General features: G+C 70.3%; 11 protein-coding genes and 1 tRNA gene. 5 read left to right on the forward strand and 7 right to left on the reverse strand.

Annotated features, from left to right (window positions below):
- Positions 1–155: 155 nt before the first annotated feature.
- Complete coding sequence (locus ACFYWI_RS28790) at positions 156–983, reverse strand: class I SAM-dependent methyltransferase (RefSeq protein ID WP_389238026.1); 828 nt, start codon at positions 981–983, stop codon at positions 156–158.
- Positions 984–1,052: 69 nt separating this feature from the next.
- On the opposite strand from ACFYWI_RS28790, the gene ACFYWI_RS28795 reads away from it, so the two are divergent.
- Positions 1,053–1,652 carry a TetR/AcrR family transcriptional regulator gene (locus ACFYWI_RS28795; protein WP_389238028.1) on the forward strand — a complete coding sequence of 200 codons (600 nt, stop codon included), beginning with the start codon at positions 1,053–1,055 and terminating at the stop codon, positions 1,650–1,652.
- Positions 1,653–1,777: 125 nt separating this feature from the next.
- On the opposite strand, the gene ACFYWI_RS28800 is transcribed toward ACFYWI_RS28795, so the two are convergent.
- The 3 genes from ACFYWI_RS28800 to ACFYWI_RS28810 form a co-directional block, all read right to left on the reverse strand.
- Positions 1,778–1,850 (reverse strand) — tRNA-His (locus ACFYWI_RS28800).
- 80 nt (positions 1,851–1,930) lie between these two features.
- The gene (gene orn / locus ACFYWI_RS28805) at positions 1,931–2,533 is read right to left on the reverse strand and encodes an oligoribonuclease (RefSeq protein ID WP_389238030.1); all 603 of its coding nucleotides are present in this window, start codon (positions 2,531–2,533) and stop codon (positions 1,931–1,933) included.
- 10 nt (positions 2,534–2,543) lie between these two features.
- Positions 2,544–3,764, reverse strand: coding sequence for a helix-turn-helix domain-containing protein (locus ACFYWI_RS28810; RefSeq protein WP_389238032.1), 1,221 nt, complete (start codon positions 3,762–3,764; stop codon positions 2,544–2,546).
- Positions 3,765–4,304: 540 nt separating this feature from the next.
- On the opposite strand from ACFYWI_RS28810, the gene ACFYWI_RS28815 reads away from it, so the two are divergent.
- The 3 genes from ACFYWI_RS28815 to ACFYWI_RS28825 all read left to right on the forward strand — a co-directional run bounded on the left by ACFYWI_RS28815 (position 4,305) and on the right by ACFYWI_RS28825 (position 6,331).
- Positions 4,305–4,724, forward strand: a complete 420-nt coding sequence (locus tag ACFYWI_RS28815) for a hypothetical protein (protein WP_389238034.1) — start codon at positions 4,305–4,307, stop codon at positions 4,722–4,724.
- 215 nt (positions 4,725–4,939) lie between these two features.
- Positions 4,940–5,461: a universal stress protein gene (locus tag ACFYWI_RS28820; RefSeq protein ID WP_389238036.1), complete on the forward strand. Its 522-nt coding sequence runs from the start codon at positions 4,940–4,942 to the stop codon at positions 5,459–5,461.
- A gap of 297 nt (positions 5,462–5,758) precedes the next feature.
- Positions 5,759–6,331, forward strand: a complete 573-nt coding sequence (locus ACFYWI_RS28825; protein WP_389238038.1) for a GPR1/FUN34/YaaH family transporter — start codon at positions 5,759–5,761, stop codon at positions 6,329–6,331.
- Between the two features lie 242 nt (positions 6,332–6,573).
- On the opposite strand, the gene glmS is transcribed toward ACFYWI_RS28825, so the two are convergent.
- The 3 genes from glmS to ACFYWI_RS28840 all read right to left on the reverse strand — a co-directional run bounded on the left by glmS (position 6,574) and on the right by ACFYWI_RS28840 (position 9,729).
- A complete protein-coding gene (gene glmS, locus ACFYWI_RS28830) occupies positions 6,574–8,391 on the reverse strand; it encodes a glutamine--fructose-6-phosphate transaminase (isomerizing) (protein WP_389238040.1) in 1,818 nt (605 codons plus the stop codon).
- 95 nt (positions 8,392–8,486) lie between these two features.
- A complete protein-coding gene (locus tag ACFYWI_RS28835) occupies positions 8,487–8,774 on the reverse strand; it encodes a hypothetical protein (RefSeq protein ID WP_389238042.1) in 288 nt (95 codons plus the stop codon).
- A gap of 67 nt (positions 8,775–8,841) precedes the next feature.
- The gene (locus tag ACFYWI_RS28840) at positions 8,842–9,729 is read right to left on the reverse strand and encodes a DUF4429 domain-containing protein (protein WP_389238045.1); all 888 of its coding nucleotides are present in this window, start codon (positions 9,727–9,729) and stop codon (positions 8,842–8,844) included.
- 129 nt (positions 9,730–9,858) lie between these two features.
- Between ACFYWI_RS28840 and ACFYWI_RS28845 the strand changes: the two genes are divergently transcribed.
- Positions 9,859–11,493 carry a beta-N-acetylhexosaminidase gene (locus ACFYWI_RS28845; RefSeq protein ID WP_389238047.1) on the forward strand — a complete coding sequence of 545 codons (1,635 nt, stop codon included), beginning with the start codon at positions 9,859–9,861 and terminating at the stop codon, positions 11,491–11,493.
- Positions 11,494–11,510: the final 17 nt, after the last annotated feature.

Consider the following 11,510-nt stretch of genomic DNA (forward strand, 5'->3'; position numbering starts at 1 on the left):
CGCGCGCCCCGGCCGGGCTTCCCCCACCCTCGGCCGGGGCGCGTCCTCGTGGCCTCTTGGCGGCCGGGCCTCTGGGTGGCCTGACGCGCTCCGCCCCCAACGCGGCTGTGTCGCACGTACGTTGACGCACCCCCGCCCGACCGGGGAAGTGCGGTTCAGGTGGCGCCGGTTCGCGCCGCCGTGACCGCCACCGTGGCGTAGCGCATCGTGAAGCCGCCTCCCACCGCGTCGATGGCGGCGCCGATGCCTGCCAGCACCTCTTCCAGCTCGGCCGGCGGGAGCCGGGTGTGGCCGCCGGTGGTGGGCAGCTGGTCCAGCCACTCGTCCCGGGTGTAGGACCGCTCCCAGGCGAATCGCCACTGCTCCGGTTCGCCGAACGCGCCCACCTCCCGGATCCCGTCGGCTGCCCTGGTGTACAGCGCCGAGTACCCGTCCACGGCCGGCGTCGTCCATTGGTGGGCGGCAAGCGAGTCGGGCATCACCCGGCGATAGACCTCGGCGAAGGATTCCGCCAGTTCGGACACAGGTCTGCCCGTGTTCCAGAACACGGCCAGCGGGCCACCGGGCCGCAGCGCCTGCGCCGCCTTGGCGGCTCCCGCAACCGGGTCGACCCAGTGCCAGGTCTGCCCGGAGACGACGGCATCGAACTTCCGGCCGCCCGGGTCCCAGGTTTCGAACGCTGCCACCTCGACCTCGAGTCCGCGCTGTCGCGCCAGGTCGGCCATCCGCGCGTCGGCGTCGACCCCCAGCACCGTGCAGCCGGCCGCTTCGAACTGCCGGGCCGCGATGCCGGTACCACAGCCGACGTCGAGAACCGCGGGGCCAGGGCCGGCGGCGACGATCCGGTCCACCATGGCTTGGGGGTAGCGGGGCCGAGCCCGGTCGTAGCGTGCGGCGTCCGAACCGAACGACTCCGCCACCTGTCGGTGTCGATGAGGCCCGTGTTCGGAAATGGGTGCTCGCTCCGGCGGTATAGTGGGCATGCGCCCACTATGAATGGGCGTGCGCCCACTCGTCAATCGGGACGGGCCGAGAAAAGGAGGAGATGCACGGTGCCGACAGGGGTGGCCATCCGCGACGCGCGCGAGCAGCTGCTCGATGCCGCCGAGCGTGTCCTGCTCCGTGACGGGCCGAGCGCGCTGACCAGCCGAGCGGTCACCACGGAGGCAGGCTGCGCCAAGGGAGTCCTGCACCGGCACTTCGCCGACTTCGACGCCTTCCTCGCCGAGCTCGTGCTCGACCGCATCGCCCGGATCGACAACCAGGCCGCCGTCCTGCGCGACTTCGCCGGGACCGGCACCGTCACCGACAACCTCACCGGCGCCCTGACGGACCTGTTCGGATCGGTCGCTGTGGCGATCGTCGGCCTCGTCACCTCCCGGGATGACCTGCGCGCCCGGCTCCGCCGGACCACACCGACCGGCGTCCCGGTACTGACGGAGGCTACGGCCATGATCGCCTCCTACCTCACCGCCGAGCGGGAACTGGGCCGCATCGCGGCGGATGCCGACGTCGACACCCTCGCTCCCACGCTGGTCGGGACCGGACACATGGTCTTCGCCGACCGGAAGGGTGCCCCGCCGGAGGCTGGAGCCGTCCGCAAGGTCGTGACCGCGATCACTGCCGGCGTCGTGCAAGAACCGCTGCGATGAACGGCCCGCCGCAAACCCCCACCTGAGGATCGGGCACCAGTGCGCGCAAGAGCTCAGCCTGGGGCTGTTCATGGGACATGAAGAAGGGCTGACCTGCTTTCACAGGTCAGCCCTTGATCATTCAGGGTGAGTAACGGGACTCGAACCCGCGACATCCTGGACCACAACCAGGTGCTCTACCAGCTGAGCTATACCCACCACGACCGGTCCTCTTCCCGACCGGCCGAGAAAAAGTGTACAGGGTCCGGGAGGGTGCTCGCGCCCGGGTTATCGGGAGCTCACTCCGCCGGCAGCACGTGCTTCGCCGCGATCGACTTCGCGGTCACGGAGTCGGGTCCTGGCTGCGGCACGAAGACGGCCTCGCGGTAGTAGCGGAGCTCCGCGATGGATTCGCGGATGTCCGCCAGTGCCCGGTGGTTGCCGTTCTTCTCGGGGCTGTTGAAGTAGGCCCGCGGATACCAGCGGCGGGCGAGTTCCTTGATCGAGGAGACGTCCACGATCCGGTAGTGGAGGTAGTCCTCCAGCGTCGGCATGTCACGCAGCAGAAAACCACGGTCGGTACCGACCGAGTTGCCGCACAGCGGTGCCTTGCCGGGCTCCTTGACGTGTTCGCGTACGTACGCCAGGACCTGCTCCTCGGCGGCCGCGAGCGTGGTGCCGCCCGCCAGCTCGTCGAGGAGGCCCGAGGCGGTGTGCATGGTGCGCACCACCTCGGGCATGGTCTCCAGCGCCTCGTCCGGCGGGCGGATCACGATGTCCACCCCTTCACCGAGCACGTTCAGTTCCGAGTCGGTGACCAGTGCGGCCACCTCGATGAGTGCGTCTTCCGTCAACGAGAGCCCGGTCATCTCGCAGTCGATCCACACCATGCGGTCGTTCATGCGTCCTACTTTATGGCGCACTCCGCTGACCGGGCAGGCTCGGACGCCCATGGCCTGTGGCATACGCGTCGGAATGGGGCCTTCCCAGTTCCGGTGGCGCGGCCGCCGTGGCGGTCGAGCCCGGTATTCCCGCGGCGGCTGCCGCGGTCCGTCGCGCCCCAGGGGTCGCCTGGGCCGGTAGGACCGCGTCGATCACCGCCACCGGGACCGGATCGCCCTGGGGCCTGCGGGCCCGGTAGGCGGCCCGGTACGCCGCCGGGGACGAGCCCAGCTGCCGCCGGAAGTGGCCGCGCAGTGCCACCGGGGACCGGAAGCCGCACCGGCCCGCGACCTCGTCGACCGAATAGTCGGAGGTCTCGAGCAGCCGCTGCGCCTGCAGCACCCGCTGGGTGATCAGCCACTGAAGCGGGGCCGAGCCCGTCAGCGAACGGAAGCGGCGGTCGAAGGTGCGCCGGCTCATGTAGGCACGTGCCGCCAGCGTCTCCACGTCGAACTGTTCGTGGAGATGCTCCAGGGCCCAGGAGACGACCTCGGCCAGCGGGTCCGAGCCGATTTCCTCTGGTAAAGACCTGTCGAGATAGCGCTCCTGACCGCCGCTGCGACGAGGTGGTACGACCAGCCTGCGGGCAAGCGCTCCCGCCGCCTCCGTGCCGTGGTCGGTGCGCACTATGTGGAGGCAGAGGTCGATACCGGCAGCCGTACCGGCGGAGGTGAGCACATCGCCGTCGTCGACGAAGAGCTCACGCGGATCGACATGGACGGACGGATACCGCTTGGCCAGCGTCGGTGCGTACATCCAGTGGGTGGTGGCCGGGCGGCCGTCGAGCAGACCGGCCGCGGCGAGGACGAACGCCCCGGTGCACAGTCCGACGATACGAGCGCCCTCCTCATGTGCCCGGCGCAGCGCGTCGAGCGCTTCGGGTGGTGGCGGCGAGGTGATCGAGCGCCAGGCCGGCACGACGACCGTGCCCGCCCTGCTGATCGCCTCGAGGCCGTACGGTGTGGTCAGTTCCAGACCACCGGTCGTCCGTAGCGGTCCGTCCTCGCCACCGCACACAAGCAGGCGGTAGCGGGGAACTCCGGCGTCCTGACGGTCAATTCCGAACACCGAGAGCGGGATGGAACTTTCAAAAATAGGGCCGCCGCTGAACAGCAGCACTGCGACGACTTCCCGGCGCCGGCGGCCGGAGAGTTTCCGTGCTGCCTCCGGTGCGGCGGAGTCCTGACTCATGACGCTAAGCCCCCCTCGGTGTTCGCGTCTCCCCGTTCGTTTCGGGCCTTTCGCTCCTGCACGTTTCCCCTCGGTTTTGCACGAGTCCCCAGCCTTCGATACTCATGATCGAATCTACTGCGTCCCGTGGTGCCGCCGTGACAAGTTCGGCATGCGCTGGTATGTCGACATGGCAACTTGGCGCGAAGCATTCGATCACGAAGCGTTCCACTCGCGGGCCCCGCAGGGAAGTGCCTCTTCCGTGCATGGCCCGTCCCAGTAGGGTCCGAACGCCGCGATTGGCCCTTTCTTCCCAGGTGGCAAGGGGGTTGGCAGGCCATTTCCCCAAGGAACCGCCACAGGCGTGAAGTTGGCTGAAAACCTATGGGTGTGAGTGTACGAACTCGTCAGTCACATGGCGCACTTCGGGTCCCCGTACGTGTGCTCCGGTGGCCCCGGGCGCGCGGCCGGGCGGTGGATTCCGCGGACCGGGACACCGGCCGGGACGCCGACCGGGCGGCGACCCGCTCCGACTGACGCAGCAGGGCCCGGCAGGCCGCCGTGACCGCGGCGAGGCCGGCGGCCGCCGCGGCGGCGCCGCCGACGGATGTCCCGTACACGACGAGCACTACGGGGACGAGTACGCAGCTGAACGCCGCCCAGCGCACAACGGCGCTCGCCGAGTCGGACGAGGGCGCGGACGACGGCACCGGCGCGGTGGTGGGCTCCGGCGCGGATCGGGGCGAGGGGGCGCGCACGGGGCTGGGTGCGCATCCGGGAGCGGGCGCCGGGTACGCGGCGGGGCCGGCGTGCGCACCCTGGGGCGGGCACGCCGCCCGCCACCGGCCGTGCTGCTGCGAGGCCGGGACGGGCTCGGGGGCGGGGGCTGGGGTGGTGGTGGATGCAGGCACGCAGGGGCCAACGAGGGGCGAAGGCATCCGGTCACTGGCGCTGCGGCAGACGGCCGAGAGACTGCTGTAGGGGCCAAGCGGCATTGCGATCCGGGACGGGCTCGGGCATGCTCCCTGGAACGCCGCGCATGCCGCGGCTGGCCCTGGGCAGGAGAGGAGTGTCGCCGTACCCTTGGGGGTATGGGCTTGGGAAGATGATTCCCGGACACAGCCCCGCCGCCATGTCAACCGACGCACCTTCCCGAGTCGATCCCTCCCAAGAGGACCTTCTTCGCCGAGACACCGATGGCCGGTCACGAAATCCCCGAACCCGCTGACCGCAAGCAGGTAGCCGACCCCTTGTCGGACCTGCGAGCGGCGGAAGAAGCATGTCACTCCTGCGATCCCGCCTTCCGGCACGGAGTCGTCGTCGGCTTCGACGGATCGACCTCCAGCGAGCGGGCGCTGGCCTACGCCGTCGGAATGGCGAGACGGTCCGGATCCGGCCTGATCATCGTCCATGTCGCCAATCGGCTGCCGACCACGGTCTGGGCGGGCTGCGAGCCCCCGGTCTTCGTGGACGTCCCCGACCACCGCACCGAGGTGCTCGGACTCGAGCTGGCCTGCGCGGACTATCTGTCCGAGGTGCCGTGGATCCTGGTCGAGCGCGGTGGCGACATTTGTCATGAGCTCGAAGAGGTCGGCCACGAGTACTCGGCCGACGCGATCGTGGTCGGGTCCACCCACGGCATCGTCGGGCGCATCTTCGGCTCGGTCGCCGGGCGGCTCGCGCGCCGCGCGCAGCGCCCCGTGATCGTGATCCCGTAGCGCCACCGGCGTTCCGGCCCGTGATCGCGACCCGGGCAATTCACGTCCACCGCCACCGATCCGGACGGGCCTCGGACCAACGCCCGTGCGGGTCCTCGCGTTCCTGTTCCGTGCGGTCCCGAGCCGATCCCGTGGCCTGTCCCGTCCTGCCGTGGTCCTCGCAGGTGAGACTGCGTCAACTCCCTGCGGACGCGGGGAAATCTACCCGCGCGTATGAGGTGGATTGTGTGCTTGTGAAGGGTACATAAAGGTGGCTGGGACGCAGCACAACTGCACAGGACAGGAAGGGAGCCCGCCGTGGACAACGACGTCTCTGCGGGAAGCGCTGGTTCTTCATCGACTCTCGGCAACCTCGCACTCGGACTGACGCTGCTGGCGTTCGGCGTCGGCAACACCGGAGTCATCGACAATGTCACGGCGGCCGACGCGGCCGCCCTCGCGACCTGGGTCGGCGGGGTCGCACTCTTCGTCGTCGGCCTGCTCGCGTTCCGGGCCGGCGACGCCGCCGACGGCACGGCCTTCGCCGGCCTCGGTGCCTTCTGGTTCACCTGGGGCACCGGCGCCGGCACCGAGGTCTCGGCCGAGGCGGCAGGACTGTTCATGCTGCTGTGGGCGCTGCTCGCACTGACCCTGACGGCCGCATCCGCGGGGAGCGGTGTGCTGGGACAGGGCGTGTACGGGCTCCTGTGCCTGTCGCTGCTGCTGGGCGGCATCGCCGCCTTCGCCGAGAACGACGGGCTCGCCAAGGCGGGCGGCTGGGTCGGTGCGGTGGCGGGCCTGGTGGCCTGGTACGGCGCGACGGCCGCGCTCGCCAAGTGGCCGACCTTCACCGGTCGCGCTGCCGGCCGGGGAGTGACGGCCACCGGCTGAGGCCTCGCCACCCGGACTCGGGTGGGGTCTCGGGGCAGCCGCAGCGGCCGGCGCGCACGGGTGGCGCCGGCCGGGACGAGGAACGCCCCCTGTGTGCCCGGTGGCACACAGGGGGCGTTCCGTTCCCTTTTGCGGCTAACCGTTCCCCAGAGCTCCGCCTGGGAGGTACCCCCAGGCGCTCACGGAGGTGGTTGCCCGCCGCAGGGGCTGCTCAATGATCGCTGCGGTGATCATCGGTGGAACTACTCCACGGTGACGGACTTCGCCAGGTTGCGCGGCTTGTCGATGTCCCGGCCCAGGGCCAATGCCGTGTGGTAGGCGAGGAGTTGCAGCGGGATGCCCATCAGGATCGGGTCCAGCTCGTCCTCGTTCTTCGGCACCACGATGGTGTGGTCGGCCTTCTCCTGCTCACGGTGCGCGACCGCGAGGATCCGGCCGCTGCGGGCCTTGATCTCCTCCAGCGCGGCGCGGTTCTTCTCCAGCAGGTCGTCGTCGGGGACGATCGCGACCGTCGGCAGCGCGGGCTCGATCAGGGCGAGCGGGCCGTGCTTGAGCTCGGAGGCCGGGTAGGCCTCGGCGTGGATGTAGGAGATCTCCTTGAGCTTCAGGGAGGCCTCCAGGGCCACCGGGTAGCCGCGCACCCGGCCGATGAACATCATCGACTTGGCGTCCGCGTACTGCTCGGCCAGCTTCTTGATCTCGTCCTCGGTCTCGAGGATCTCGCTGATCTGCGCGGGCAGCTTGCGCAGGCCCTCGATGATCCGCTTGCCGTCCGAGACGGACAGGTCGCGGATACGGCCCAGGTGCAGGGCGAGCAGCGCGAAGGCGACGACCGTGTTGGTGAAGCACTTGGTGGACACGACGCAGACCTCGGGGCCGGCGTGCACATAGGTGCCTCCGTCGGCCTCGCGGGCGATCGCCGAGCCGACGACGTTCACGACACCGAGGACCCGGGCGCCCTTGCGCTTGAGCTCCTGGACGGCGGCCAGCACGTCGTACGTCTCACCGGACTGGGAGACCGCGACGTAGAGGGTGTCGGGGTCCACGACCGGGTTGCGGTAGCGGAACTCGGAGGCCGGCTCGGCGTCCGCGGGGATACGGGCCAGCGACTCGATCAGCCCGGCGCCGATGAGGCCGGCGTGGTACGAGGTGCCGCAGCCGAGGATCTTCACCCGGCGGATCCCGCGGGCCTCACGGGCGTCCAGGTTCAGGCCGCCGAGGTGCACGGTGTTGAACCGGTCGTCGATACGGCCGCGCAGCACGCGGTCCACCGCGTCGGGCTGCTCGGAGATCTCCTTGTGCATGTACGTGTCGTGGCCGCCCATGTCGTACGACTCGGCCTCCCACTCCACGGTGGTCGGCGTCGCCGTCGTACGGGAGCCCTCGGTGGTGTACGTACGGAAGTCGTCGGCCTTCAGGGTGGCCATCTCGCCGTCGTCGAGGGTGACGACCTGGCGGGTGTGGGTGACCAGGGCTGCGACGTCGGATGCGACGAACATCTCCTTCTCGCCGATACCGAGGACGACGGGGGAGCCGTTGCGGGCGACCACGATGCGGTCGGGGAAGTCGGCGTGCATGACGGCGATGCCGTACGTGCCCTCGATCACCTTCAGCGCCTGGCGCACACGCTCCTCGAGGGTGTCGGCCTCGGAGCGGGCGATGAGGTGGGTGAGCACCTCGGTGTCGGTCTCGGAGGCGAAGACGACCCCGTCGGCCTCCAGCTTGGCGCGCAGCTCGGAGGCGTTGTCGATGATGCCGTTGTGGACGAGCGCGACCTGGTTGTCGGGGGACAGGTGCGGGTGCGCGTTCTCGTCACTGGGCGCGCCGTGGGTGGCCCAGCGGGTGTGGGCGATGCCGGTGGTGCCGGCGAAGCGCTTGGGGACGCGGGCCTCGAGTTCGCGGACGCGGCCCTTGGCCTTGACCATCTTCAGCGCGGTCGCCTTGGGGCTGTTGATCACCACGCCCGCCGAGTCGTAACCCCGGTACTCCAGCCGCTGCAGGCCTTCCAGCAGCAGTGGAGCCACATCACGCCTGCCGATGTATCCGACAATTCCACACATAAAGTCTTAGCCCCTCCGTAGGTCAGATGTGTGCCCGCTCCAGGCACTCCTCGTGCACCGGACGCTCCCGGTGCTCCGGGTGCGACCATCGCCGGTCAGCCGTAGACCATGCGGCGCAGCTGGCGCAGCGAGAGCTCCGGCGGCGCCACGGCGCGGTGCGGCAGCTCGGCCGCGATCCGCTCGAAGATCACGGTGTTCGCCAGGCCGCCCGACTGCAGCTCGCGGTGGCGCCGACGGACGAATTCATCGGTCGTCTCGTCGAAGTACGCCAGTACGTCGAGCACCACCCGGGCCGCCTCACCGCGACGCAGCGCGGTGCTGCGCACCAGATGGTCGACGAGGTCGTCGTGTGACGGACGCGCGGGTTGACGAGGTTCGAGCACCCGTAGATATTGCGGGGCGAGCGGGTGGCTTTGCAAGAATCCTGCCCGATTACGGGCAGGAGACTGGTCACATTCGCTTCAGGACGGCTGCTTTGGCCGCGCTGAACTCGTCCTCCGTCAGTATCCCCGCCTGATGCAGCTCGCCCAGTTCGCGCAGCCGGCGCAGCAGTGCGTCGTGATCGTCCTCGCTCGACGGTGCGGCGGGCGCCCGTGCCGGCTCGGTCGGCGGTGCCGCGTCGACCGCGGCGGTGGCGTACGGATGCGGCATACGGGCCACCACGGCCGCCGCCACCAGCGCCATCAGCGGGTCCTTGCGAAAGCCGAACAGCTCCACCGCGTGCGGGTCGTACTTCGGCGGGGTGTGCGTCCCCGTGCCCCGGGGGAGCACAAAGCGCAGATAGCCGTTCTCCAGGCCGGCCGCGGGCAGCCACTCCACCGACCGCACATCCCCCAGCGCCAGGGTGCGCGTGCCACCGGACGCCTTCGACTCCTCCGTCTTCCAGTTCCACTCCAGGCGGATGCGCTCCCCGTCGAAGGTGACCGTGCCGTCCCCCGCGCCCACGGTGATCGGCAGAGCGGGGCCCGGCAGCGCATAGGCGTCCAGCGGGCCGGTCTCCACCTGCTCCAGCAGCAGAGCGTGGCGTACCTCGTCCACGAAGTACTCCGCGACGCCGAAGCGGTCGCCGTCCACGTTCAGCCGGTACGGGTCGGAGCCGTCCTCCAGCTTTCCCCCGGTTATCTGGAGCAGAGGGTCGGCGCCGTCGCGCAGCCGCAGTCGCAGCCGCCCCGACTTCTTGCCGGCTTCGAACGAGATCCCGCCCAACGCCCGCAGCGGTAGGGCGACTTCGCCGAGGGTCTTGCGCAGCAGACTCACGCTCTTGTCGCCGCCCGGCACGATGCGCACCGTCCGACCGTCGAAGGTCCAGGTCCCGTCCTTCTGGATGATTTCCGCCATGAGGGGATTCTTTCATCGCCCGAACGAGTAAGTGGTCTAGGCCTTGACCGCAGTTGAGGCGCACGGTACGCATGGTGACCGTTCGGTTGCTCTGCACCACAGTTGTGCCCCGTCGAAGGGACCCCAGCCGTGAGTCAGCCCAGACCGCTTCCCCGTCTGCTCGGTGCGCTGCTGCTTGCCGCGGCCGCCGCACTCTCCTGTGCCGCGGCGGCCGACGCCGATCCCGCGTCCGCCGACAGCGACCCCGACACCGCCCTTGCCTCCGCCGTCCGGCCGCTCGGCCAGATCGTCCCCGCGCCCGCCTCCGTACGCCCCGGTGGCACGCCCTACACCCTGACCCCCGCCACCGTCATCCAGGTCGACGGCTCACGCGAGGCGCGCGCCGTCGGCGACTACCTCGCCGGGGTGCTGCGCCCCTCCACCGGGTACGCCCTGCCCCTCACCGAGGTCGCGGCACCGGCCGCCGTCCGGCTGCGGCTGAGGGCGAACGAGCGCGAGCTGGGCGACGAGGGCTACCGCCTGCAGTCCTCGCGCGGCGGGCTGACCCTGACCGCACGCAGGCCCGCCGGGCTCTTCCACGCCGTCCAGACCCTGCGCCAGCTGCTGCCCGCGAGCGTGGAGAAGGACACCCGGCAGCCCGGCCCGTGGCAGGTCGCGGGCGGCACCATCAGCGACACCCCGCGCTACGGCCACCGAGGAGCCATGCTGGACGTCTCCCGGCACTTCTTCACCGTCGACCAGGTCAAGCGCTACGTCGACCAGCTGGCCCTCTACAAGATCAACAAGCTGCATCTGCATCTCTCGGACGACCAGGGATGGCGTATCGCCGTCGACTCCTGGCCGCGCCTCGCCACGTACGGCGGCTCCACCCAGGTCGGCGGCGGCCCTGGCGGCTACTACACCAAGGCCCAGTACAAGGAGATCCTCCGGCACGCGGCCGCGCGCCACATGGAGGTCGTGCCCGAGATCGACATGCCCGGGCACACCAACGCCGCACTGGCCTCCTACGCCGAGCTGAACTGCTCCGGCATCGCACCGCCCCTCTACACCGGCACGGCCGTCGGCTTCAGCTCGCTGTGCGTGCCCAAGGCGGTCACCTACGACTTCATCGACGACGTGGTCCGGGAACTGGCCGCGCTCACGCCCGGCAGGTACCTCCACATCGGCGGTGACGAGGCACACTCCACCAGCCATGAGGACTACGTCGCCTTCATGGACAGGGCGCAGGCGGCGGTCGCCACGTACGGCAAGACCGTGATCGGCTGGCACCAGCTGACCGGCGCGAACGCGGCCGAGGGCGCACTCGCCCAGTACTGGGGCCTCGACCGCACCAGCGCGGCCGAGAAGGCACAGGTCGCCAGGGCAGCGCAGAACGGCACCCGGCTGATCCTGTCGCCCGCCGACCGGGTCTACCTCGACATGAAGTACACCAAGGACACGCCGCTGGGCCTGGCCTGGGCCGGCTATGTCGAGGTGCAGCGGTCCTACGACTGGGACCCGGCGACCTATCTGCCGGGCGCGCCCGCATCGGCGATCGCGGGAGTCGAGGCGCCGCTCTGGTCGGAGACCATCTCGACCGGTGACCACATCGAGTACATGGCCTTCCCGCGGCTTCCCGGGGTCGCGGAGCTCGGCTGGTCCCCGGCGGCCACGCACGACTGGGAGACGTACAAGGTGCGCCTCGCGGCGCAGGGGCCGCGCCTGTCGGCGCTCGGGATCGACTACTACCGCTCGCCACAGGTTCCATGGCCTGCGGGCAGCTGAGCGCGACATGACGGGCG

It is taken from the genome of Streptomyces sp. NPDC002889 (assembly GCF_042888425.1).
In the GTDB taxonomy this organism is placed as follows: Bacteria; Actinomycetota; Actinomycetes; order Streptomycetales; family Streptomycetaceae; genus Streptomyces.